Annotated in this window: 27 protein-coding genes; 12 read left to right on the forward strand and 15 right to left on the reverse strand. The window is 39.3% G+C overall.

The genetic code is table 11. From position 1 onward, the window contains the following. Positions 1 to 55 precede the first annotated feature (55 nt). The 3 genes from hisF (at position 56) to JWQ54_RS04835 (ending at position 2,521) form a co-directional block, all read left to right on the forward strand. Positions 56 to 853 carry an imidazole glycerol phosphate synthase subunit HisF gene (gene hisF / locus JWQ54_RS04825; RefSeq protein WP_299581402.1) on the forward strand — a complete coding sequence of 266 codons (798 nt, stop codon included), beginning with the start codon at positions 56 to 58 and terminating at the stop codon, positions 851 to 853. Between the two features lie 99 nt (positions 854 to 952). Further along, positions 953 to 1,540 (forward strand): bifunctional phosphoribosyl-AMP cyclohydrolase/phosphoribosyl-ATP diphosphatase HisIE, encoded by a 588-nt coding sequence (hisIE, locus tag JWQ54_RS04830; protein WP_299581039.1) that lies wholly within the window; start codon positions 953 to 955, stop codon positions 1,538 to 1,540. A gap of 72 nt (positions 1,541 to 1,612) precedes the next feature. After that, complete coding sequence (locus tag JWQ54_RS04835) at positions 1,613 to 2,521, forward strand: WD40 repeat domain-containing protein (protein WP_299581042.1); 909 nt, start codon at positions 1,613 to 1,615, stop codon at positions 2,519 to 2,521. Here JWQ54_RS04835 and JWQ54_RS04840 read toward each other — a convergent pair. Together JWQ54_RS04840 and JWQ54_RS04845 are read right to left on the reverse strand one after the other, a co-directional pair. Beyond that, positions 2,518 to 3,279, reverse strand: coding sequence for a C40 family peptidase (locus JWQ54_RS04840; RefSeq protein WP_299581045.1), 762 nt, complete (start codon positions 3,277 to 3,279; stop codon positions 2,518 to 2,520). The two genes, JWQ54_RS04835 and JWQ54_RS04840, sit on opposite strands and share 4 nt — an antisense overlap. 103 nt (positions 3,280 to 3,382) lie before the next feature. Then, positions 3,383 to 3,736, reverse strand: a complete 354-nt coding sequence (locus JWQ54_RS04845; RefSeq protein WP_299581048.1) for a 4Fe-4S dicluster domain-containing protein — start codon at positions 3,734 to 3,736, stop codon at positions 3,383 to 3,385. Between the two features lie 101 nt (positions 3,737 to 3,837). On the opposite strand from JWQ54_RS04845, the gene JWQ54_RS04850 reads away from it, so the two are divergent. Then, positions 3,838 to 4,863 (forward strand): acyl-CoA reductase, encoded by a 1,026-nt coding sequence (locus JWQ54_RS04850; protein ID WP_299581051.1) that lies wholly within the window; start codon positions 3,838 to 3,840, stop codon positions 4,861 to 4,863. 74 nt (positions 4,864 to 4,937) lie between these two features. Here the strand turns inward: JWQ54_RS04850 and JWQ54_RS04855 are convergent, their stop codons facing one another. After that, on the reverse strand, positions 4,938 to 6,290 hold the full coding sequence (locus tag JWQ54_RS04855) for a polysaccharide deacetylase family protein (protein ID WP_299581054.1): 1,353 nt from the start codon (positions 6,288 to 6,290) through the stop codon (positions 4,938 to 4,940). Between the two features lie 81 nt (positions 6,291 to 6,371). Next, positions 6,372 to 6,812, reverse strand: coding sequence for a secondary thiamine-phosphate synthase enzyme YjbQ (locus JWQ54_RS04860; protein ID WP_299581057.1), 441 nt, complete (start codon positions 6,810 to 6,812; stop codon positions 6,372 to 6,374). Between the two features lie 186 nt (positions 6,813 to 6,998). On the opposite strand from JWQ54_RS04860, the gene JWQ54_RS04865 reads away from it, so the two are divergent. Beyond that, on the forward strand, positions 6,999 to 7,799 hold the full coding sequence (locus JWQ54_RS04865) for a 5'-nucleotidase, lipoprotein e(P4) family (protein ID WP_299581060.1): 801 nt from the start codon (positions 6,999 to 7,001) through the stop codon (positions 7,797 to 7,799). Here JWQ54_RS04865 and JWQ54_RS04870 read toward each other — a convergent pair. From JWQ54_RS04870 to JWQ54_RS04905, 8 genes are all read right to left on the reverse strand, one after another. Next, complete coding sequence (locus tag JWQ54_RS04870) at positions 7,796 to 8,605, reverse strand: SDR family oxidoreductase (RefSeq protein ID WP_299581063.1); 810 nt, start codon at positions 8,603 to 8,605, stop codon at positions 7,796 to 7,798. The two genes, JWQ54_RS04865 and JWQ54_RS04870, sit on opposite strands and share 4 nt — an antisense overlap. Positions 8,606 to 8,674: 69 nt before the next feature. Beyond that, on the reverse strand, positions 8,675 to 9,514 hold the full coding sequence (locus JWQ54_RS04875) for an SDR family NAD(P)-dependent oxidoreductase (protein ID WP_299581065.1): 840 nt from the start codon (positions 9,512 to 9,514) through the stop codon (positions 8,675 to 8,677). An 81-nt stretch (positions 9,515 to 9,595) separates the two neighbouring features. After that, positions 9,596 to 10,498 (reverse strand): AraC family transcriptional regulator, encoded by a 903-nt coding sequence (locus JWQ54_RS04880; RefSeq protein ID WP_299581067.1) that lies wholly within the window; start codon positions 10,496 to 10,498, stop codon positions 9,596 to 9,598. 45 nt (positions 10,499 to 10,543) lie between these two features. Next, on the reverse strand, positions 10,544 to 12,376 hold the full coding sequence (locus JWQ54_RS04885) for a beta-L-arabinofuranosidase domain-containing protein (RefSeq protein WP_299581070.1): 1,833 nt from the start codon (positions 12,374 to 12,376) through the stop codon (positions 10,544 to 10,546). 107 nt (positions 12,377 to 12,483) lie between these two features. After that, on the reverse strand, positions 12,484 to 13,482 hold the full coding sequence (locus tag JWQ54_RS04890; protein ID WP_299581073.1) for an alpha/beta hydrolase: 999 nt from the start codon (positions 13,480 to 13,482) through the stop codon (positions 12,484 to 12,486). A gap of 177 nt (positions 13,483 to 13,659) precedes the next feature. Next, positions 13,660 to 14,001 (reverse strand): hypothetical protein, encoded by a 342-nt coding sequence (locus JWQ54_RS04895; RefSeq protein ID WP_299581076.1) that lies wholly within the window; start codon positions 13,999 to 14,001, stop codon positions 13,660 to 13,662. 66 nt (positions 14,002 to 14,067) lie between these two features. Further along, the gene (locus JWQ54_RS04900; RefSeq protein WP_299581078.1) at positions 14,068 to 14,832 is read right to left on the reverse strand and encodes an SDR family oxidoreductase; all 765 of its coding nucleotides are present in this window, start codon (positions 14,830 to 14,832) and stop codon (positions 14,068 to 14,070) included. A 101-nt stretch (positions 14,833 to 14,933) separates the two neighbouring features. After that, complete coding sequence (locus tag JWQ54_RS04905; protein WP_299581081.1) at positions 14,934 to 15,839, reverse strand: AraC family transcriptional regulator; 906 nt, start codon at positions 15,837 to 15,839, stop codon at positions 14,934 to 14,936. Between the two features lie 178 nt (positions 15,840 to 16,017). On the opposite strand from JWQ54_RS04905, the gene JWQ54_RS04910 reads away from it, so the two are divergent. Further along, the gene (locus tag JWQ54_RS04910) at positions 16,018 to 17,163 is read left to right on the forward strand and encodes a glycoside hydrolase family 88 protein (protein ID WP_299581084.1); all 1,146 of its coding nucleotides are present in this window, start codon (positions 16,018 to 16,020) and stop codon (positions 17,161 to 17,163) included. Between the two features lies 1 nt (position 17,164). Here the strand turns inward: JWQ54_RS04910 and JWQ54_RS04915 are convergent, their stop codons facing one another. Next, positions 17,165 to 17,779 (reverse strand): hypothetical protein, encoded by a 615-nt coding sequence (locus tag JWQ54_RS04915; protein WP_299581087.1) that lies wholly within the window; start codon positions 17,777 to 17,779, stop codon positions 17,165 to 17,167. Between the two features lie 196 nt (positions 17,780 to 17,975). Here JWQ54_RS04915 and JWQ54_RS04920 point away from each other — a divergent pair, with 196 nt between their 5' ends. From JWQ54_RS04920 to JWQ54_RS04930, 3 genes are all read left to right on the forward strand, one after another. After that, positions 17,976 to 18,914 (forward strand): AraC family transcriptional regulator, encoded by a 939-nt coding sequence (locus JWQ54_RS04920; protein WP_299581090.1) that lies wholly within the window; start codon positions 17,976 to 17,978, stop codon positions 18,912 to 18,914. An 86-nt stretch (positions 18,915 to 19,000) separates the two neighbouring features. Beyond that, positions 19,001 to 19,741: an SDR family oxidoreductase gene (locus JWQ54_RS04925; RefSeq protein ID WP_299581093.1), complete on the forward strand. Its 741-nt coding sequence runs from the start codon at positions 19,001 to 19,003 to the stop codon at positions 19,739 to 19,741. A 109-nt stretch (positions 19,742 to 19,850) separates the two neighbouring features. Continuing rightward, the gene (locus tag JWQ54_RS04930) at positions 19,851 to 20,603 is read left to right on the forward strand and encodes an SDR family oxidoreductase (protein WP_299581096.1); all 753 of its coding nucleotides are present in this window, start codon (positions 19,851 to 19,853) and stop codon (positions 20,601 to 20,603) included. Positions 20,604 to 20,692: 89 nt separating this feature from the next. On the opposite strand, the gene JWQ54_RS04935 is transcribed toward JWQ54_RS04930, so the two are convergent. Both JWQ54_RS04935 and JWQ54_RS04940 read right to left on the reverse strand, forming a co-directional pair. Beyond that, positions 20,693 to 21,205 (reverse strand): hypothetical protein, encoded by a 513-nt coding sequence (locus JWQ54_RS04935; protein ID WP_299581099.1) that lies wholly within the window; start codon positions 21,203 to 21,205, stop codon positions 20,693 to 20,695. A gap of 2 nt (positions 21,206 to 21,207) precedes the next feature. Then, on the reverse strand, positions 21,208 to 21,735 hold the full coding sequence (locus JWQ54_RS04940) for a copper resistance protein NlpE N-terminal domain-containing protein (RefSeq protein ID WP_299581102.1): 528 nt from the start codon (positions 21,733 to 21,735) through the stop codon (positions 21,208 to 21,210). Between the two features lie 210 nt (positions 21,736 to 21,945). Between JWQ54_RS04940 and JWQ54_RS04945 the strand changes: the two genes are divergently transcribed. From JWQ54_RS04945 to JWQ54_RS04955, 3 genes are all read left to right on the forward strand, one after another. After that, a complete protein-coding gene (locus JWQ54_RS04945; protein ID WP_299581105.1) occupies positions 21,946 to 22,998 on the forward strand; it encodes a sensor histidine kinase in 1,053 nt (350 codons plus the stop codon). Continuing rightward, positions 22,998 to 23,705 carry a LytTR family DNA-binding domain-containing protein gene (locus tag JWQ54_RS04950; RefSeq protein ID WP_299581108.1) on the forward strand — a complete coding sequence of 236 codons (708 nt, stop codon included), beginning with the start codon at positions 22,998 to 23,000 and terminating at the stop codon, positions 23,703 to 23,705. The genes JWQ54_RS04945 and JWQ54_RS04950 overlap by 1 nt, the downstream gene beginning before the upstream one ends. A gap of 115 nt (positions 23,706 to 23,820) precedes the next feature. Continuing rightward, on the forward strand, positions 23,821 to 24,450 hold the full coding sequence (locus JWQ54_RS04955) for an intradiol ring-cleavage dioxygenase (RefSeq protein ID WP_299581111.1): 630 nt from the start codon (positions 23,821 to 23,823) through the stop codon (positions 24,448 to 24,450). The last annotated feature ends 25 nt before the right edge of the window (positions 24,451 to 24,475 follow it).

The following is a 24,475-nucleotide window of genomic DNA, read 5'->3' on the forward strand; positions in this document are numbered from 1 at the left end:
TAAAGGGGGAAGATAATCCGATATAAAAAATAATTACCGAAGACAATTGAATACAATTGAACAAACGCTTAGCTCCCCCTTTAGGGGGTCGGGGGGCCTAACAAAGCGAATAATCCCTTGTCTGGATGTAAAGGACGGGCGTACCGTGAAAGGCGTAAACTTCGTCGATTTGCGTGATGCCGGCGACCCGGTTGAGCTTGCGTGGAACTATTCACAGCAGGGGGCCGATGAGTTGGTGTTCCTTGATATTACAGCTACTGTTGAGCGCCGTAAAACAATGGTTGAGCTTGTTAAGGCGGTAGCAAGGCAAATAAATATCCCTTTCACAATTGGTGGCGGTATCAATGAAATTGCAGATGCTGATGCGCTTTTAAATGCCGGAGCTGACAAGATCTCCATTAATTCGGCTGCCGTACGGAACCCTGCTTTAATTGATGAACTGGCTAAGGCATTTGGTGTTCAGTTTGTGGTAATTGCGGTTGACACAAGAGTTATTGCTGGTAAAAATATTGTACACTTAAATGGAGGTAGACTGCCAACTGAAAAAGAAACATTGAATTGGATCCTTGAGGCTGAAAGCCGGGGTGCCGGGGAGATCCTCTTAACTTCTATGGATCATGACGGCACAAAGGCAGGCTTTGACAATCGTTTTTTAAAACAGGTAAATAGTGCGGTAAATATCCCTGTAATTGCTTCGGGCGGCGCAGGCTCAGTACAGCATTTTGTTGATGTATTTGAGCAAAGCAAGGTTGATGCGGCATTGGCCGCATCAGTATTTCATTATGGTGAAATCTTGATACCAGATTTGAAAAAGATATTAAAACAGAATAATATTGAGGTAAGGGAAATATAGTTCCATCTCGCATTCCCGTTGGCTGTGTCTTCACAGCCAACTTTCAAATAACATTATACATGCTGCCCGTGGAGACACAGGCAGGGGTGAAAAAAAAATATGAACATCGATTTCAACAAAACGGGCGGACTGATACCTGTTATTATACAGGATGAGCAAACGCTGGAAGTGCTGATGCTTGGCTATATGAACCAGGAAGCATATGATAAAACTTTACAGGAGAATATAGTAACCTTCTTTTCCCGTTCAAAAAACAGGCTTTGGACAAAAGGCGAAACAAGCAACAACTTTCTGCATGTAAAAAGCATAGATCTTGATTGCGATAATGACACCCTGCTCATTAAAGTTAAAGCAGATGGCCCAACTTGCCATACAGGTTCGCGCAGTTGCTTTAAAACAAAATATAATCAGAATTTTATATTGCAATTAGAAGCCATAGTTGCCGACAGATACCAAAACCCGCAGGAAGGATCGTACATAAATAAACTCCGCACGAAAGGCTTAAATAAAATTGCACAAAAGGTTGGTGAAGAGGGTGTTGAAACTGTTATTGCCGCACTTGCCGAAACTGAAACCGATTTAATTAATGAATCATCTGACCTAATTTTTCACTTGCTTGTTTTGCTTCGCGAAAAGGGTTTAAGCCTGGAGCAGATAGCTAAGAATTTAGAGGAAAGACATAAATAAGTTAATAGTCGATAGTCCATAGCAAGTTATGGGTGGCTATGGACTATCGACCATGTACCATCGACTAAAAATATGACCGTAGAAAAAACAGCTGAACTAACCGGCCACGGCAATCCCATATTTACGCTTGAGCTTTCGCAAAAGCCCGGGATCTTGTTTACCGGAGGCAATGACAAGGGTCTGGTGGAATGGAGTTTGAAGGATAATGCTTTTATAAAAGTGATGTTTCCGGTTGCTACTTCTATATATGCAATTCACGGATCCGCTAATTTCCCACTTTTGTTCACGGGTTTACGCAATGGTGATGTTTTAGTGTTTGATTTTTTAAAGCAGCAATTACTTCCTCCGCTTAAACATCATCAAAAACCAATATTTGATGTTAAATCTGTTAGTCATAAGCAGGAGTTATTAGTTGCGTCAGAAGACGGGACTGTATCCATCTGGAGCCTCGATACATTGGCGATGCTGCACGTTGTTAAAATTTCGGACGATACAGTAAGATGCATCAGTATATCTCCTGATGAAAAGCAGGTGGCATTTGGCTGTCGCAATAATCAGATCCATATTTATAATTTGGAAGATTATGCCCTGCTTAAAACCTTACATGGGCATACCATGTCTGTTTTCTCACTGCAATATGCTCCTGATGGCCGGTTCCTGGTATCAGGCGGGCGCGATGCCCAGGTAAAAATATGGGATACAGCTTCTTATAACCTCGTATATAACATCCCAGCTCACTTATTTGCTGTAAACAGCATAGTTTTTCATGCTTCCCTTCCCTACTTTGCTACAGGAAGCATGGATAAAAGTATAAAAATATGGGGGGCAGATGATTTTAAATTGTACAAAATTATCAGCCGTGAAAAAGGGTACGCGGGTCACCAGTTATCCATAAATAAGCTTGCATGGAACAGCAATCAGCTGATATCTGTTAGCGATGATAAAAAAGTAATTGTATGGGATATTGATTTTGACAGTTAAAATATTCTTTTAACCGTTGTTAATTTATGGGTATACCGCTTTTGATCTTCTGAATAAATACCCTTTTCATCAATTGTATCTATTTTAACCTTACCAGAAGCATGAATAATCCGCTCATTATTCAGCATTATACCAACATGTATAATTTTTTCTTCAGGGTTTTCAAAAAAAGCCAAATCGCCTAGCTGAGCATCATGCAAAGGATTTATATCGTAGCCTTGATCCACCTGCATACAGGCATCACGCAATAAATTAATACCTTGCGACCTAAACACTGCCTGTGTAAAACCAGAACAATCAATACCAAAATGTGTGCGCCCACCCCATAAATAAGGTGTATTTAAAAAGGAGGTAGCGGTAACAGCCATATTTTCCGTTTCACCGATTTCTCCTATTATTTCAAACTTTTCATCGCCTATACGGCAGGTTGTGCCTTCTAAAAAGGAAAGGCAACTACCCATGGGAAGATATAATATGCTGTTGTTGGTTATTTTCCAGGCCTGTGTTACAGCCCGATGGGTTATTGGAGGCGGCGTTTGTTTAATCCGTTTGTGCGCCAGGTGGCCAAGCATATTAAACTGCAATCGCCCTATCCAACCCGGGTAATCATCAAGTGAGGTTACAATTTTAACCCAGTTATCTTTCCATTCAGCAATTTCAAATGTTTCGCCAAATAAAATCTGCGAAACCTGCTCACTCCTATCGTTAGCTTCGGCCCGTAGTGGGATGACAGAAAGATTGCAAATACCGTATTCCATATAAATCAGGCTGTGTACGAAACAGCAGGTTTAATGTTTCGCCGTACAAAAAAAGGGGAAAGTATTATTATACTGTCCCCTTTTTTTAATTGTAACAGACTTGTTACTCACCCATGTGAAGCCATTCTTTTTTGGCCAATAACTCATCTTTTGTTTCGCGTATATCTTCATCATCCACACAGCAATCTACCGGGCACACAGCGGCACATTGAGGTTCATCATGAAAGCCTACACATTCAGTACATTTATCGGGAACTATATAATAGATATCATCAGATAACGCAGCCTGTGTTTCTTCGGCGCTCAATGTATTACCATCGCCAAAATCAATAATGCCCTTTAATCCTGTGCCGTCAGAAAAACGCCATGCGGCGCCGGCATCATAAATAGCATTATTAGGGCATTCCGGTTCACAAGCTCCGCAATTTATACATTCATCGGTGATTTTAATCGCCATAGTTCTTTATATCTTATAATCTCAATTAACTTTGCCTGCAATTAACAAACATGCAAATATAACAAAAAAAGATTTTAAGGGTTTCAATCCTTACCATATATATGTCAAAATTTCATAAAACAAGGCTAATAGAACTATTTACTGAACTGGGAATACAATTATCTGATCCAAACAAAGAGCTTTCAGCTATAATAAGCAGCGAAAAACAATACAACGCATGGTTTACACCCGAAAGTGTAAGTGAAGCTGTAACAGCTATCGGAAAAATGTTAAACAAAGCTGATTTAACACAATGGCTTAACAGCTATAACTTTAGCGAAAACAAGCCTATTAAAAAGATTGGCCTGATATTAGCCGGAAATATCCCTTTAGTTGGATTTCATGACGTGTTATGTGTGCTTGTAACCGGGAATTTTGCCCTGATAAAATCATCATCACAAGATTCACGACTCATAAAACACATCCTGCAAATGTTGGTTAATATTGAGCCGTCTTTTAGCGGTCAATATAGTTTTGTTGAAAGGCTTGAAAGTTTCGATGCCGTCATTGCCACCGGCAGTAATAATACTTCGCGTTATTTTGATTATTACTTTGGCAAGGTGCCCAACATTATCCGAAAAAACCGTAACAGCGTGGCCTTGCTAACCGGTAATGAAACGGCAGAGCAACTATATAAGTTAGGGCATGATATTTTTGATTATTTCGGCCTTGGCTGTCGGAATGTATCAAAGTTGATTGTACCCAAAGGTTATAATTTTAATTTCTTTTTTGAGTCGATAGAAGTTTACCAGCCTATCATCCATCATAATAAATACAACAATAATTACGGTTATAACAGGTCAATTTACCTGGTGGGAAATGAACAGCACCTTGATAATGGGTTCCTGCTGTTAAAAGAATACCCCGCGTTAGCTTCTCCTCTGGCTGTACTATTTTATGAATATTATGATGACCTTGAATCGGCACAAAACCTGTTACAACAACAAAGTGATAATATACAATGTATAGTCAGCACTGCGCCATTAACGATAACTAACCAGGTAGTTGATTTCGGCATGAGCCAGCAGCCTGCGCTGTGGGATTACGCTGATAATGTCGATACGATGGAGTTCCTTGTGACGTTGTAAGGTTGTAAGGGTTGTAAATTTATTGCCTTTTTAACATCTACAACTTTTACAACATTTACAACCTTTACAACAACTCAATTCTCCTTCCCTGATAATGTCAAAGCTATTCCATTAGGATATGCCTGATATAAAACATAGGTACCTTTATTATCCATAGCAGCGTCAGCCCTTTGCATGCGCTTTCCCTGCCAAATCCATACTTTTTTCCAGTCAGGAGATACATAGGTTTTTAAGGTTAAAGGCAAGTCATACATTGTTTTATCAAGCGGATTAAAAAGAGATACGGTTATTTTACTATCCTTTTGGTCACTTTTAACTTCGGCATGTTCCCGCTCGCGCATATATTTGGTTACATCGCCAAAAGTTGCTATCCATAAATATTCCTGCTGATTTTTTATATATTGAAAATATTCGTCAAGCAATGTATGGGACAAAGCCTCGTATCCTAAATTATCAACCCCATGAAATACCAAAACCAGCCATGTATTATTTTTTGCAACAGCGGTATCAACCCACGACTGCATCAAAGAAAGTGGTGTTTTGGTAGTAGCGCCGCGCTGCCATTGAATGTAATCTTTATCAGTAGTTCCAGGGGTTTGTTTGCTTGCGCGATCAATTTCTTTAAGCCATGGCTCGGGCATGCGGTTACGCAGCGCCGGGTAAATTTTGTAGGCAATTTTCATTACCCTTTCATTTTCATAACCATAGGGTACTTCCGATGAAAAAGTATACTTACCCCCCATCTTGTCCCTTACTTCTTCTTTACTTTTTTCAAGTTCATACTGAATGTTTACCGAATCTAACCCCGGCATGCTTGCATGTGTAATGGAATGACTGGCAATCTCGTACCCACGGGCGCCATAGTTTCTTAAATCGTCCCAGGTTAAGCCATTTTCCTGCAATACTTCATCACAAGGCTGGTAGCCGGGTTGAAAATCACCCTTGCGCACTTTTTCATAAAGCTCATCCATTACCTTAAAAGCCTCCTCTTGCTTTTTAACATTATCATAAAGGCTTGCGGCTTTGGTAACATAGGTGATGGTTCCTTTGTAACCTAAGTATCCACCTGCAGAGCAACGCTCCAAAAAATTTTTATCATTTGTAGGGATAGTTGCGGATTCTTTAATAATAGTTTTTACCGGGCGTCCAATAAACTTACCATGATATTTTGAACCCGGAATGCCGCCTGTTATCACAAAAAAAGTAGCAGGTAGCTTAAGGCGTTCCATTATGGGCAAAGCATAATTAAACTGGTTTATGGATCCATCATCATAAGTAAGGGAAACCGCTCCTTTTTTTCCGTATTGCCACTTTGTTATATCTGTTTTACCAACCGGAGCCTGCTGACCTTTTGAAATAATTACCTGCAAACATAAGCATGTTATAAGAACCAGGCTTTTAAAGGAGATTTTGATTACTGAATTCATAATTCAAATTTAACCGAATTACTGAATTTTGCTAACAATAACATGAATATTACATACTAATACTATGGAAATAATCAAAGCTTAACCAATAGATTGATCGTCACTTCCCCATGCAGTAACTATTATATTTCTTGGCCTTGCATTATCGCGGTGCTCACACAGGTAAATACCCTGCCATATGCCCAGGGCAAGACGTCCGTTACGTACCGGAATAGTTACCGAGCTACCCAATATGGCAGCTTTAAGATGTGCAGGCATATCATCAGGCCCTTCATCATCATGCTGATAATCCGGATCATTTTCCTTTACAGCTTTATTAAAGTAGGTTTCAAAATCCTTACGTACAGTTGGATCGGCATTTTCATTGATAGTTAAAGATGCCGATGTATGCTGAATAAATACCTGGCACACACCTACGGTTAGTTCACTGATCTGTGGCAGTGCCAAAGTAACTTCAGAAGTTATTAAATGAAATCCCCGCTTTCTCTCCTTAAGCTGCAGTGCCTGCTGATATATTTTCATGATAAAATCTAAGTATGTGAATATACAACTAAGTACAATATTTATACCACACGAGGTATTTTGGGGAGTAACAATTACAATATAATCAGGATCCGTTCTAACAGTCATTATAAACGTTCTTTATACTACCAAACAATCTGTATTCTTTATCTTTACGCTCCATTTACACATTATTAATACCAGCTTATGAAAAAATGCTTTTTACTTGTTTTAATGAGTTGTTTATTTTGTGGTGCATTTGCACAAAGTGAGCAAAACTTACCCGCCTCAATCGCTAACAGTGGCAAAGTATGGGCTTCACTTTACCAGCAGCGAGCCGCTGAATACAAGGCGCTCTGTTTCCAGGCCTATAACATTGCCAGGCTACGATTGGATGCCGCTTTAAAGAAACATCATAAAAAACCATTTGCCGTAGTTACTGATATTGATGAGACCTTGCTTGACAATAGCCCTTATGATGCGCAAAGAGCATTAAACAACGGCGAATTTGATGCTAAAGCATGGAAGGAATGGACAAGCAAAGGCATTTGCGATACAGTCCCCGGGGCACCATCGTTTTTTAAATATGCGGCTTCAAAAGGAGTAGCTGTTTATTATGTCACAAACCGCGAGGAAGACGAAAGACCGGGAACAATAAAGAACCTTAAATTATACCACTTACCTTATGCCGATGATACACATGTAATACTAAAGACAACGTCATCAAGCAAAGAGACACGCCGTTTGAATATTTTAAAAACACACGAGATTGTATTATTGTGCGGCGATAATCTGCCTGATTTTGATGCTTTATATGATGATCATCCTATAGAAAAAAACAGGCAAGCTCTAACAGAAAAGCTAAAAAGGAAATTTGGCGATAAATATATTATAATCCCTAACTTATCATATGGAGATTGGGAAAGCTCAATGTTCAATTATAATTACAAGCTTAGTAACGCACAAAAGGACTCTATAATTAAAGCCAAAATCAAGATCAATGATTAATCAAATGTGCAGTTCTGCCATTCCGGTACTTTAAATTCATAATTTAAAACTTCTTGTAAGAATACACTATTTATTAGTTTCCAGTTGGTTAACTCATTTATAAATTCGGGGGGCATTAATCCGGCTTGTAATGTTGCCTGCAAGTAAAAATCAGATTTTTGTGGATGATCCGGCGAGGTGGCGTTCACCAAATACCCAAAAGCGTCTTGTTCAATTACGGTGAGGGTTATACCTACACAATCTTCCAAATGGATCAGGTTAACAGGTGCGTTGCCGTTCGGTATATTTGTTTTACCTGCAAAGAAACGGCCGGGATGCCTCCCGGGGCCAACTAAGCCGGCAAAGCGGATTATTGTAGTTTTAAATACAGTTTGATGCCGGAAAATATTTTCTGCCGCAAGCAATATTTTACCTGATTCAGTATCAGGTTCCGGATCATTAAGTTCATTTACTTCGTTATTGCTATCTCCATAAACAGCAGTTGAGCTGATATAAATAACCTTCTTAATTTGATATTTAAGAACTGCACCAATAATTTTTTCAATTTTTGGCAGATAATCGCCTGCTTCTCCTTGTCTTGTTTTTGGAGGGATGCTGATTATTAATATATCACATTTGAAAAACTCAGGATCATAATCTTCACTATCGGCTTTAAAATTAATCAGATATGGAGTTATGTCAGCTTTAGAAAGGTGTTCAAGCTTTTCAGGAGATGTGGCCGAGCCTTTAACGGTAATGTTAATTTTTAATAATGTTTTTGCAAGGGCTTTGCCGTACCATCCGCAGCCTAAAATACTAACTACCATACTTTGTAAAAAAGCAAAGTTAGTTTAATATTTAGAAAGGCTCAGTGGCCTTTGTGTGCTCTTCGCGTTCTAGCCCTGGTAGGCCATTGATTTCGAGAGCTCCTCATTGAGTTTAAACTCTTTTTCAAGCACTCCGAGTTTAGTCATTGCCCTTCCGTATGCATCCTCCCCCAGCAGCAAATGAACGGGCGGGTTATCATCATCTGCGATATTTATCATAGCAGTTGCTGCTTTTTCAGGGTCGCCTATTTGGTTGCCATCCATTTGAAGGTAGCGGGCATGGGAATTTCGCACGCCCTGGTAATCGCTGATCGGATTTTTAGTCATCACCAATGAATCAGGCGTTAAGAAACTGGTTCTGAAGGCTCCCGGAGCTACCACTGTAACCTTTATACCCATTGATTTTACATCATCAGCCAAAACTTCAGAAAGCCCAATCACCGCAAATTTTGTTGCCGCATACAAAGCCCAGCCGGTTCCGGGGGCTATACCTGCAATAGACGAGATGTTTATAATATGCCCTGCTTGCTGTGCCCGCATAAAAGGCATTACAGCACGAATGACATTCAAAGTGCCAAATACATTAATGTCGAAGCTCTCACGGGCTTCCTCATCAGTTAGCTCCTCTATGGTGCCTCCAATACCATAACCGGCATTGTTTATTACTACGTCAATACTTTTAAATGTATTTTGAGTTATTTCAATAGCTTCAGCAGCACTTTTTTCATCAGAAAGATTAACGTATAAGGGTAAAAAGTTGTCAGATACTTCGCCTACTGCTTTAACAAGGCTACTTACATACCTGGATGTTGCTACTACTTTTTGTCCGGCAGCTAATAATTGCTTAACAAGGCTTAGTCCAAACCCTTTGGAAGCTCCTGTTATAAACCATACTTTGTTGTTTTCCATAATCTTGTTGTTTTGATAAAACAAAATTACGGCGCAAAGAAGGCTTACCGCTTGCGTCATTCAAACCAATACTTACAAAATTCAAACAATTCTATAAACTGATGGTGTTGTTGTAGTTTGTTTTTTGAAAAAGTTGTTAAAATGTGCAGGCTCTTCAAAGCCCAGGCTATAGCTTATTTCGGAGATATTCCAGTTGGTATGTTTTAATAATGCAATTGCTTCACGGGTTAGCCGTTCAAAAATATGATCGGTTGTAGTTTTGCCCGTAGTTTGGCGTATAGCCCGGTTAAGATGATTTACATGCACCGCCAATTGTTCTGCATAATCCTTTGCCGACCGTAAGGTAAATCGCTGAGAAGGTGACTCGATGGGAAACTGGCGTTCCAGCAGTTCGGTAAAAACCGAGGTGATCCTGGAGTTCGCGTCGGGGTGCTGGTAAAGTGTTTCTGTAGGTGCTACTTTAAGTGCATAATGAATAAGTTCGGTTACGTAGTTCCGCAACAGATCATATTTAAATTTATAGTCTGATTTTATTTCATTCATCATTTTCTCAAATAACTGACTTATATATTCATCCTGCTCTATGTTTAACGCATAGGAAGGCTTACCACCAGTAGTAAACATAGGCAGCTCATGGATGTTATTGCGCAGCATTTCGGTAAAAAACGATTCTTTAAAAATGCAAAAATAACCAGTTCGGTCACCTGATATTGATTCAATTGTGTACGGTACCTGCGGATTAAAAAAGATGAGTGTTGTACCATCAACCTCAATACTTTTATCAGCATAATGATAAATGGTTTTCCCTCTAAACAGGCTGATCTTATAAAAATCGCGGCGGCTGTATTTTACTGGTGTAGCATTCGGCAGGTGATAATCTTCTATCCTGAAAACGTTAAAGTGACCCATGTCCTGGCTCAGGTTATCCGGTAACCACTTAAACTTGTTCTTGTAGAACTCCTCAATTGTTTCTGTTTGCGCCATGATACAAAGTTACATAATTCAAACCAAGCAATCCAAATATTAAAGTCATTGATTTATCCAGACCGCAATGTTTGCAGATTTTTGTCCGGCTTCTGAAAAAGGCACCATTATTACTTTTTGAGGTTTATCATTAACTTTCATTTCCATACTGTATGCTTCTTTCCAATCCCAATCGGCAGGCAGAGTCTTTTTTGCATCAGATAAACCGGCTGCAACGCTGCCATAAACTACTTTGTTCAATGTGTCTATTCCGGGATTAATCCCCTGGTCGATAGCTAAGATCTGCGGGCCTCTTTTAAAAGCTACTGAATTTGGATAAGATATACCACCGGGTATTACCTGTAAAGGCATGTCAAAAGAGATATTTATGTGATCTTCTGCATTCCATTTTCTGTTGATGCTTAGTAAATGGCCTTTTGTACCATAATATTTTTGATCTCCGACTTTAGCCGTAAAGTTTTCAGACCATTCCGGCACCCGGAAATTCAAAGTAAAGGTTGCTTCTTTTGATGGGTTAATTACAAAATCAATCTTGCCATCTAATGGAAATTTGGTTATAGTCTTTATATAAAGTTTGATCTTCGAGTTGTCTTTAGCCACGATATCTTCTGTTGCCTCTCCATTTTCATACAACAGCACCGTAAATACATTGTTTATTTTGCCTCCCATCATTTCGGGGATCAGGGAAATCCCCCTTGGGATGCTCGAAAGACAGCAGGAGAAGCCCTGGTCGCAACGATAAGGCTTGACGCCCTGCAAAGCAGTATAATAGCTTACACAACCTGTTTGCGGGTTTTCCGCAGCCAGTAAATGATTATATACAGATCTTTCCAGTTCTTCGGCATATTTAGGGTTGCCAGTAATTTGCAGCAATTGCAGATTAAACTGGATCCAGGTTACAGTAACACAGCCCTCGCCCATGTTATTCTCGTTTCCGGCCTTTAAAATGCCCGGGGCCATAAAAATTTCATGATCGCTTGAAGTACCGGTAATATATAAGCGATGATTAGTAATATCCGTCCATGCGGTTTGTAAAAGTTTCAAATATTTTTCTTCGCCGGTTAGCTTATAATATTTTAAGATCCCTAAAAAGCAGGATAGCATTTCATAAGCCTTGGCATCTCCTATCTTAGTCACATCGCCATACTTTTCAAGCTGACTGATTATTTTAGGCCCGCCTGGCTGCTCATAAGCTCTGAAAATATATCTGCAAAAATCAAGGTATCGCTGATCACCGGTGTAACGGTACAGATCAACCATTGGCTCAAGAATGCTGCCGGGCGCCAGGCCATTGTGTTCGCCGGCAGTCATCAAATTTCTTTTCCCTTGTTCATCGCCAAATGTGCGGCAAATTAAGTCTGCTGCTTTTTCTGCGGTTTCAAGCGCTGGCTTATATCCTGTAACAGAATAATAGTTTAATAAACCTATAATAGCATATTTATGCGCCCATACATCCCATTCCGTCCAGCGGTCTTTTAGCAAGTAAGTGCCCAGGTAGCCATCCGGCATCTGGCAGGCAATATACTTTTGCACCATATCATCCATCAGGTGTTTTATTCTTGGGTCGTGTGTATACGCATAAGTTTTTGAGGCTGAGAACAGGAACTTTCGCACATGCTCACCTATCCAGGTTTGTGAACCCGGCCTTTTTTTAAATCCGGATAGCAGCGTAGCCGAATCAATTTGTAACAATCTTTTCTCCAGATTTATATTCATCCTGTATCCTAAAAGCCCGCCGATTTTTTGATAATAAGCAGGTATATATTGGTCAGAAATTTTATTGGGAATAAGCGGCCCGTAAAATTTATAATTGTCAGCACTGATAGCTTGAAATGACGATAGTAAAAAAGGCAAAAACAGCCAGAGTATTTTTTTCATGCCGATTTATGTTTAGATAAATATACGGGCAATTTTGTTTAATAAAAAAACAGGCAGGATAACGTATACCCCTGCCTGTTTTTTAACTGTTTACACTTAAATATTATTTATTTTAAAAACTTTTTAAGCTCAGCCGCAGCGTGTATAAAAAGTGATTTTGTTTGCGGGATTTCGGCTAATCCATTTAGCAAGCCGAAATCGTGAATTACGCCATTATAACGTACTGTTGTTACTGGTACACCTGCTTCATCAAGCTTACGGCCATAAGCCTCACCTTCATCGCGCAATATATCGTTTTCAGCTACCTGGATAAGCGCGGGAGGTAAACCTTTAAGTTGGTCGACAGAGGCCCTCAGTGGTGAAGCATAGATCTCCTTACGCTGATTAAGGTCTGTTGTGTATTGGTCATACATCCATTTCATCAATGATGTAGTTAAAAATCTTTGTTCGCCAAATAACCTGTATGATTCTGTATCAAAGCCAGAATCAACAATTGGCCACATCATTATTTGCAATTTTATTTTAGGGCCGTTATTTTCTTTTGCCTTTAAAGCAGTTACCGCAGTCATGTTGCCGCCTACGCTGTTACCTACAACAGCAAGGTTTGTACCATCAACGTTTATTTCATCGCCATGTTCAGCTACCCATTTGGTTGCTGCGTAGATCTCCTTTATTGCCTGCGGGTAATGGGCTTCGGGTGATGGGGTGTAGTTTACAAACACCCCTGCAAAGCCTGATAGTACTGATAAATCGCGTACCATTCTTTTGTGGGTTGGATAATCGCCCAGGATCCAGCCGCCGCCATGAATAAATATAAATACGGGAAGCTTTTCCTTTACACCTTCAGGCCTTACTATATTAAGCTTTACTGTGTAACCATCGGCAGTTATTATTTTTTCAGATTCTTCAATTCCTGAATAATCAACATTTACTGAAGCCTGTGCCCCGATCAGCACATTACGTGCATCTTGCTTTGACATGCTTTCAACAGGATCGCCGCCTGAATTAAGTACCTTTAAAAAAGCTTTTACTTGTGTTGAAAGATGTTCGTCAGTTAAATAATTCTGTACCTGTGCAGAAAAATTAGTTTGTGGTTGATTTTCCATTTTGGTTATTGTTTAATGTTTATCATTTATTGATACAACAAAATTACAACAGCAATGAAGTACTTTCAATGCACAGATTTAGACACATATAGCACATTTTTCCCCCAACACTATTTTTTTCAAAAAATCAATGAACCGGCCGATGTTATACCTGGCAAATAAAAAATATATCAATCCTTATTTTTTTAAAGGATGTCCCAGCCAGATCATTACTAATGGAAGCAATAGAAACGGGACTTCAATAACAGCGGCTTTTAGGTTGCCATCTTTTAAATGCAACGCCATAATTAATAATATAAGTGTGGCGTTGATCACATTGCCCGCAAAAAATGTTGGGAAAAACAAAACCATTAGCCCTACGGCGAGTGTTAACAAACCAACAATAATTTGGACTGCCCTGCTAATATTCCACTGGGTAAACATATTTGTTTCACCGGGTTTTATGGTTAAAATAGCCCAACCATGCCTAAGGCTAAAATATACTGTAATTAATATAAGTATGCCGCTAACTATTTTCACTGGTTTTAATTTAAAGCTGGGCAGGGTAATATGGTAATACCACCCGCCGAGTAATTTATAAATGAATTATAAGTTCATACCACCTGAAACCTCAATACGCTGTCCGTTTATCCATTTAGCATCTTCCGTACATAAAAAGGCTACAACCCCTCCTATATCATCAGGTAAGCCAACACGGCCCAGGGCAGTAAGTCCTGAAATAGTTTTATTAATTTCCGGATTATCCCTTACCATGCCGCCGCTAAAATCTGTTTCAATTGCACCAGGCGCCACAACATTCACGGCAATACCCCGAGAGCCAAGCTCCTTCGCAAGGTAACGGCTAAGTACTTCAACAGCTCCTTTCATTGATCCGTAGGCTGAAGAACCAGGGTAGCTAAACCGGGCCAGCCCGCTTGAGATATTAATGATCCGGCCGCCATCATTAATAATTGGAAGCGCTTTTTGGGTAAGAAAAAATACACCTTTATAATGAATGTTTAATACCTGGTCAAATTCCTCCTCTGTTGTATCAGCAAACGCAGCATGCAACCCGGTACCTGCATTGTTAATTAAAAAGTCAAAATGATCTGTATCAAAGGCATTTTTAAGCGTAGCTTTTACTTCAGTAAAAAAAGTATCGAAGCTTTTAATATCGCCTGCGTTTAGCTGCAAAGCAACAGATTTTTGGCCAGACTGCTCAATTTCGGCAACTACTGCTTGTGCTTCTTCTTTTTTGCTGTGATAGGTAAGTATCACGTTGATCCCTTTTTTTGCAAGGTTTAAGGCCATGTTTTTGCCCAGTCCGCGGCTGCCGCCGGTTACCAGGGCTATTTTGTTACTGTTTTTCATCTTTGCTTATTATTTATTTTGATGATGTAAAGGTAGTACCGTGGTATAGCGGGTAGTTTGCAAACATCAATCCAATGTTTGCAAAATTCAAATCCTGAAACCTATGAACGAAACGCTACAGGTGCCAGTGTTGTTTGCTTTCTAAAAAAATTAGAAAAATGAGCTACTTCTTCAAAACCGAGGCTATATGCAATTTCCGAAATATTCCAGTCGGTTTGCTTTAACAGGATCTTTGCTTCCTGGATAATTCTGCTGCTTATAATAGCAGTGGTGGTTTTGCCTGTGTTTTCTTTTAATACTTTATTTAAATGATTTACATGTACAGCAAGACGTTCAGCATAATCTTTAGCCGTACGCAAACTAAGTTTTTGATGCGGCGATTCAATGGGAAACTGCCGTTCCAGTAACTCAATAAACAAAGATGAAACCCTGGCAGATGCAGTATGTAGTGGATATAAAGAGGTGGCAGGCTGTAGTTTTTGCCCATAATGGATCAGTTCAAGCACATAATTACGCAGCAAGTCGTATTTATATGCATAATCTGATGAGATCTCTTTATACATCTTTTTGAAGATCAATGTAATCTCTTCCGATTCCTCATCTGTAAGTTGAAATATGGGATACCCTCCCGGCTGAAAAATAGGAAGTTCATCCAATACAACGCCGCTTTTATTCTGGATTAAAAAATCGTGTGTAAAAATACAGAAGTAACCAAATTGGTTATCGTCTTGTGGCACCCAGTTATACGGAATTTTGGGTGTTGCAAATAAAAGCGCGTTCTTTTCAATATTTATTTCCTTATCGGCATACTCGGCTTTATTTCGGCCGCTAATAACGCTGATCTTGTAATAAGCACGCCTGTTATAAGGCATAGCCGGTTTCTTCTTATATTTCGCGATAATATCATCCACCTTAAACACATTAAAATGGCCGATTTCCTTGTTAATACCATCAGGGATCAGCGTTGATGTTTGCTGGTAAAATTCTTCAAGGGATATGATTTCCATAATTCAGCATATTGTTGCAAAATACAAATATAGGCCATTAAAATAGGATCTTGCAAATCTTGGTAGATGACAAGGAATGCCTGCAAATAAGTCTTGTGTAAAGAGATCCGATTTATCCAAAACTAATTTATTACAAAATCACTTATCTTTAACTCCTGTCTAACTAAATCATAGAACAATGTTCCTGTTAAAACCCAAAAGCTTTTATTTACCACTTATTGTGCTGCTGTTTTTATTTTTCTATGCTGATAGCTCTGCTCAGCAACAGGATCCTATATTAAAACAGAAAGCTATATTAAACATAATGCACAAAGTGGCCGAATGGCAGCTTAATGAGTGGAATACCAAAGGGTTCAATCACCCTGCGGTTGACTGGACGAATGCAGCTTGTTATACAGGTATTTATGCATTGGGCGCTATAAAAGGTAACGACAAATATTTAAACGCACTGGTTAAAATAGGGAACGATCTAAAATGGAATACCGGCCCCGGCCGCTTTACTGCGGATGATTATTGCGTAGGGCAAACATACTCGTTACTTTACACTAAGTACCATGATAAAAAGATGATTGCTCCGTTCATTTTACTGGCAGATAGTATCGTTAATAAACCACATGACGAATCACTTGAATGGAAAAATAATATAGCAACCAGGGAATGGGCATGGTGCGATGCTTTGTTTATGGGCCCTACTGCTTTAAGCTACCTAAGCACAGCAACAAAAAACCCGGAATATTTAAATACGGCTATTAAGCTTTGGTGGAAAACAACTGATTATTTGTATGACCCTGCCGAGCATTTATATTTTAGAGATGGCAGCTATTTTAATAAAAAGGAAAAGAACGGTAAAAAGATCTTTTGGTCGCGGGGAAATGGTTGGGTGCTGGCCGGATTGGTTAGGGTGATGGAAAATATACCTGCTGGTAACCCAGAGAAAAATAAATTTGCGCAATTATATAAAGACCTGACTGCTAAAATAGCATCATTGCAACAACCGGATGGCAGCTGGCATGCATCCTTGCTTGATCCGGAAAGCTATCCTGCTAAAGAAACAAGCGGCACCGGCTTTTATTGTTACGCTTTAGCCTGGGGTTTAAACCATAACCTGCTCGATAAAAAAACATACTGGCCCGTGGTTAAAAAAGCCTGGGCAGCGCTTACATCATCTGTTCACCCGGATGGAATGCTTGGTTATGTGCAACGCATTGGCGCCAGCCCCGATATGGTTACTGCAAATAGTACAGAAGTTTATGGTGTTGGAGCGTTTCTGCTTACAGGTTCACAGCTTTACCAATATATAGGTACACATCCGGAAACGGAATAAGTTATTGGGCGATCTTTAAATTCTTCCAATCGCCGCCGGAGCCGTTGCCAACCCAGTAACCTATCATATCACCATCTATAGGTACTATTTGTTCAACCACAAGCGATGGCTTGGTTTCATTGTTAACAAATACACTGATCTCTTTCCCTTTTACTGCTATTCGTACATGGAACCAGTCGTTAGGGTCAGGGGGTGTATTTAATGGTTTTTCATATTTATTGGGGAACTCTGTTCGCAGTTTCGACCAATCATACTGCGGACTTGAAATATATTGTACAGCATGTGCTTTTCTTGCAGGATCAGCAGTTTTAAAATTAAAGGGACGAAAATATATAGCATCGTAAGTTGAATCATTTACCCCATGAAAAGCAATCCCGACAAAGCTTCGCTGTAAAACATCTTTTCCTTTTATATCAAATTCAATATTTCCGCTGGTGAACTTCGCTCCTTTTATCCAGGCTTTTCCATCATCATTAACTTCATCCAAATGAATCACCAAGCCATCATTAGTTATACTGAGTGTACGGTTAACTACTTTAAAGTCATCCGCCTTGTTTTGCTGGCCAAAACAATTGCAAAAAGCAAAGAATAGTACTGCTGTAAAAATAATCTTCATGATATAATTGGTATTAAATTCAACTTGGTATAAGTCGCAATAAATATACCACATAAATAACTAGTTAATAATCATCACTTTACTTAGCATTAGGTATAAACAATGTTCGTTTATGATATACAGGAGCGTTCGAATTTGAACGATAATATTGGGCTGTAAATAAATGCAACTGCATAATTTTGTTATTTTTATATCGATGAAAGAAACAGAGAAAAAGTTGGCTTTTGATAACCTGTTAAAACAATACATCCATTTCGGCCTGCCAATTGAGGGGATAGATGAAAAAACAGATTTCACCATTCATAACCTGAAAGATATTCATCTTGATCTCCCCTTTACATCACCTGTATATAGAGCTAATTTCTTTTCCTTTGTATTTGCAAAAAATGCCCACGGAAAATACACTACTGATGACTTGTGTTTTAATACCGTGCCGGGAACTATTTACTTTACTAATCCCGGTCATTATAAATCGCATGTTTGGCTTGAGATCCAGGACGCATACCTGGTAACTTTAAGCGAATCATTTTTAAAAGAGAATGTTCATCCCGATGTTTTCGTGGAATTTCCTTTTCTACTGGCTGAAACGGTACAACCAAGAGTTTTAGCACCCGCGGTATTTGCAGAATTTGAACAATTGTACCTGCAGATCCAAAACGCTTACATTTCAGATTCACCCTATCGCACAAGGGTTATGGGTAACCTTTTTGTTGTATTGCTATTGAAAATAAAGGAATATTTCTGGAAAGATTATAATCCGATATACGAAGGTAACCGAAGCTCACAAATCGTTAAAACATTTAAAATGAACCTTGAAAAGCATTACCGCGATTTAAGAAGTGGTAAAGTACACCAGGTTCTCAGGCTGCAGGATTATGCTGATGAGCAAAGCCTGCACCCTAATTATTTAAGCAATGTAATTAAAAGCAAAACAGGTAAAGCCATCAGCACCTGGATTGCTGAAAAAACTATTGCCGAGGCAAAATCGCTCCTTCAAAACTCAACCATCTCCATAAAGGAAATTGCTTACCTGTTGGGTTTTTCGGAGGCAACGCATTTTAGCAGTTACTTTAAAAAATACACCGACCTCTCCCCTGTTTTGTTCCGCAAACAGCATAGCACTGCAACATCTTAGATATTTGTATGTAATGCTTTAATATCCGTCCTTTTTGGGTTCCGCCACGACCGACCTTTGTTCTATCAAATTAAAACAAAGGAATTATGGAAACTTTAAAAAACAAAGTAATTTTAGTAACCGGTGCCTCAAGAGGCATTGGTGCAGCAGTAGCCCACAAACTGGCAGCAGCCGGAGCTAAAGTAATTATTAACTATGCAGGCGGCCAGGAAGCGGCTGAGCAAACAGTAACCAGCATAAAACAACAAGGCGGGGCTGCTATAGCTTTACAGGCTGATGTTAGTAAAGCTGACGAGGTTAAGGCTATGTTTGATGCAGCCATTGCTCATTACGGCCACATAGATGTACTGGTAAATAATGCCGGTATTATGATAACCAAATTACTGAAAGATACTACCGACGAAGATTTTACCCGCCAGTTTGATATCAATGTTCGCGGCACCTTCAACACCATGCGCGAAGCTGCTACCAAGCTGGCTGATAATGGTAGTGTGATCAATTTCTCAACAGCCAATAACCGTATCATGCTGCCCACTTATTCAACTTATTCAGCTACAAAATCAGCGGTTGAGCAATTAACCCGCGTGTTCTCTAAGGAAGTAGGCGCAAGGGGTATCAACGTAAATTCTGTTTCTCCCGGTCCAACAAATACCGAGTTGTTCATGAAAGGAAAACCTCAGGAAGTAATTGACCGCCTGGCATCATTATCACCCTTTAATCGCTTGGGCGAACCAGAAGATATTGCAAAGGTTGTAGTATTTCTTGCCAGCGACGATGCTAAATGGATCAGTGCGCAGAATATTGGCATAAGCGGTGCAATGGCTTGAGGAAGAGGCAAGAGATCAGGAGTCAGGAATCAAGAAAAAAATCAGAGATAATCATCAACCGAAAATCGGTGAAATCATTTCAAAAATCAGTGTAATCAAAAAAAATATCATGAATAGTTTAAAAAATAAAGTGGCCTTAATAACAGGCTCAGCAAGGGGTTTAGGAAAAGCAATTGCAGAACGTTATGCAGCATTGGGTGCAGATATAGTTATCAATTATTCAAGAGACAAGGCATCGGCAGATGAAGTGGTGAGCAACATTACAGCTATGGGCGTAAAGGTAATATCCGTACAGGCAGATGTAAGCAAAGTAGCAGATATTGAAAGGTTATTTGAAGAAGCTAAGAAAGCCTTTGGCAAAATAGATATAGTAGTAGCCAACGCTGGCATCGAGTTGGTTGAAACCCCGGTTACAGCTTTTACCGAAGAACAATTTGACCGGGTGTTTTCCATCAATACCAAAGGCACCTACTTCACCATGCAGCAGGCTGCAAAAAATGTAACCAACAATGGAAGGATCATTTATATTGCATCAAGTACCACCTCGTTCCCTGTGCCCGGAATGGCAGTGTATGGCGGCAGCAAAACTACACCACGTTACCTGGTTGATATTCTTTCAAAGGAGATAGGCCATAAAGGTGTTACGGTTAATTCTATCATCCCATTTGCAGTTGATCATTCGGGCATCTTTGCCGAAGCCGGCAGTTATCCTGAATTAAGGAAACAACTGCTTGACAGCTGCCCGATGGGGCGCCTGGCCGAAGCAGAGGATGTAGCCAATGCAGCCGAATTCTTCGCAAGCGACCTTTCATCGTTTGTAAACGGTCAACACTTGTTGGTGAATGGTGGAGCTACAAATTAATTGCACGGCCAGGTATTGAATAGTTCAATATTTATATAAAAACAAAGTCTCCCTGTAACCAGCAGGGAGACTTCATTCGTTTTACTGAATTACTCCCCGGTTCGGTTTAAAGTATAGCTAAAATCGTTATTACCAACCATCAGGTTCTTATCTTTATCCATAAAAAAGAGCACATTATCGTCAGCTTTTAAAATATATATTGACCGATCAGGTTTGTCAGGATCAAGCTGGTAAACTATGGCCATAGGATCGTTTTTTGTGCCGCGGATTACTGTCCATTTTCCTTCGCGTGGCGGGTTTCGATATACAAATCCCTCCAGTTTATAGGTTGTTGGCTCATAAGTTTTAGGATCCTGATAAAGAACAAGCCGCCACTTTATTTTTGTACATTCAGGAATTGTTTTCTCATTCAATTGCTTTGCCATTTCCTGGCAGGGGCTTCTCCCGTCAAAAACCCCAACAACAGATGGCCCTGCGGGTAATGGCAGACGGGAAGTGTTTTTTGCAGGAACATTACCAACCTCACCCGCCTGTCCGTATAAGCTGATTTGAAATAAAAAGAAGCACAAAAATAAAATAAAGGCCTTTTTCATCTTTTTCATGGTTAATTTTTAATCCGGTTAAGGGTGTAGCTCCATCCGGAATTACCTATCATCAAGCTTTTATCACTGTATAACAAATGAAGGATATTATCATCCATCTTTACAAAAAATATAGCGCTTTTGCCTTTGCCAGGATTAAGCTGATAAACTACAGCATTGCGGTTTGCTTTTGTGCCTTTTGTAATTATCCATCTGCCCTCAGCTTCAGCCTTTTTACCCCCGCCAATAAAACCAGGACCGCTTTGCTCCTTCATTCCGACTATGCAGCTTAGTTTAAATGTAGTTGGGTGGAGCGTTTTTGAATCCTGGTAAAGTGTAATGTTCCATTTTATCCGGTCGCAATCGTCATTCAGTGGTATATTGAACAGGGATTTCACAAAGTCACCGCACGGGCTGCTTCCGGAATAAATCCCCAATACCTGTCCCTCTGTTTGCAGTGAATAAGATCCATGATCCTTGCTGGCCAGTAAAAGGTCAGAGCTTCCCGTTAAAAAGCAGGCTATCAGTGTAACAAATAATATTTTTTTCATTTATTGGTAATTGAGTTTCAGTAATACAAAGAAAACAGGAAATAGCACCGGTTAAAAAAAAGTATACTAAGTACCTAAAAAATAGACGAATAGCAAATATATGAGTAACTTGTATAATTAAACGGACCTTTGTGCAAGTCAATTGGTCTACTTTTTCCGCCGTTGCTCTATAAAAAATCGCTAACCATTAAATTCCTGTTATTTTTAAAAATGGCACTATCATTTACTGAAAACCGGCATAGAAATTTAAACCATTATAAAACAAAATGGATCCATGTAGCTTTCTGGGTTGTAGTTACCATCATATTTCTTTTCGACAGGACGTATCTAATTCAAAAACGCGGGCTCCCCAACTTTATTGAATGTGCTGTGGTGCGCATTTCGTTACTAGTTGGCATTGCATATCTAAACCTTTATTACTTTATGCCCAAATTTTTACTGCGCGGTAAATACTTTGGCTACTTTGTAATGGTTGTTTTAAGCATTCTTGGTTATATTTTCATCCAAAGTATTTATGATCTGTACCTGTTTGGATATATACTTGGGCCAACAAAAAGATCAATACCCTTTTCAGCTATCTCCTATAATATTTTAAGCACCACATGGTATTTAATATTAACAGTGTCATTAAAATTGAGTATTGACTGGTATGAGCAAAACCGGATACTTCAAAAAATAAAAATTGAAAAACTACAGGCCGAGGTTAATTATCTGCGGTCGCAGATTAATCCACACTTTTTGTTTAATGTGCTAAATAATTTGTATTCGCTTACACTTAAAAAGTCGGAGTTGGCGCCCGATGTGGTGCTTAAACTATCTGACATGATGGAATATATGCTTTACGAAAGTAACGAGGCCTATGTACCGCTCAAAAAAGAGATCAGCTACCTTGAAAATTATCTTGAACTGGAGAAATTGCGACAGGGTAACCATGCTGATATAAAATTGAATATTACCGGCACTGCCAAAGGGCATAGTATAGCCCCTTTCCTTCTGTTGCCGCTTGTTGAAAATGCTTTTAAATATGGGGTAAGTAAAGCGGTAGATAATGCTTATTTACATATAAACATCACAATTGAACAGCAATCCGTCATTTTTAGCATAGAGAACAATAAGCTAAATTTTATTGAAGCCGGGCATAATAGCGGCATTGGCTTATCAAATTTAAAAGAACGGCTGCAGTTGCTTTATCCCGGAAAACACTCCCTTCAAATAAATGACCGTACAGATAAATACTACGTTTTAATGAAAATACTTTTTTGATGATAAGATGCGTAATTATTGATGATGAACCGCTGGCACAAGATGTACTTGAAGAACATTTGAAGCAGATCCCTTATGCACAACTGGATGGCAAATTTAATAACGCCTGGGATGCTTTAAGATTTTTGGCTAATCATGAAGTTGATGCTATATTTTTAGATATTGAAATGCCTGAAATGAATGGGATCGATTTTCTTAAATCACTATCGCCCGCACCGCTTACCATATTTACAACCGCTTATCGTAACTACGCCTTTGAAGGATTTGAACTTGGGGTAATTGATTTTTTATTAAAACCAGTTGCCTTTAACCGTTTCAGGATGGCTATTGAGAAGGTTCGGGATTTTCTTTCTTTACAAGCACATAATGCCAGTTTTGAAGCCAGCTCAAATACACCCGAGTTTATTTTTGTTAAGAGCGGCGTACAAAGGATAAAGTTGTTTTTTGACGAAGTAACATATATACAAGGATTAAAAGACTATGCCATTATTTATACCCCGGATAAAAAAATTGTTATCAAGGGTTCAGTAAAGTCAATGCATGAAATTTTCCCAATTACGCGATTTATACGGGTGCATAAATCGTTTATTGTGGCTAAAGATAAGATCAGTCGGATAGAAAAAAACAGGGTTGTGATTAGTGACCATCAAATCCCCATCGGCAGAAATTATAAAGAAGAAGTAGAAAAGGAGATCTCTGGTAATTGAAAATAAGGAATAGAAATATTTATATCTCTACTATTTCTGTAGTTTATCTACTAATTTTTGAAGTAATTAAACTAAATAGTTTGTTTGTTTCTGAATCAAAATAAAGGAGCTTATTATGAAAAACCATGCATTTATTTTATTAGCGCTTATATTTATTACTACCGGCAGTTTAGCTCAAAGTAAAAAGGTCGGCGGTCCCTGCGAAGGCTGTGAAGCCATTTATGAAAGCCCTGTTCCTTTTGAGGATCTGAAACCCTTTACGCTATTACCGGGCACTACCTGGGATGGAAAAAAACCATTGGGTATTAATGGGATTGTTTATAAGGCTGATGGCAAAACCCCAGCCCCCGGCGTTGTATTATACCTGTACCACACCGATGAAACCGGTCACTATCCAAAAAAAGGAAATGAAAAAGGCTGGGCAAGGCGCCATGGCTATCTCCGCGGCTGGGTACGCACAGATGAGAAAGGCGCATACAAATTTGGCAGCCTTCGTCCTGCTCCGTATCCGGGTGGTAATATACCGGCTCATATTCATGCCATTATAAAAGAACCCGGCATCAATGAATATTATATTGATGAATTTGTATTTTCTGATGACTCGCTGCTAACTGAGGAAAAACGAAAGAATCTTCCAAACAGGGGTGGCAGTGGCATAGTAAAACTTATTGATGTAGGTAATATGTTCAAGGGGTCGCGAAATATTTACCTGGGAAAAAATATTCCAGACTATCCATTGAAGTAAAAGCCAAAAGCTTTATTGGAAAACG

Origin of the sequence: Mucilaginibacter sp., from assembly GCF_028288225.1 — a bacterium.
GTDB lineage: Bacteria > Bacteroidota > Bacteroidia > Sphingobacteriales > Sphingobacteriaceae > Mucilaginibacter.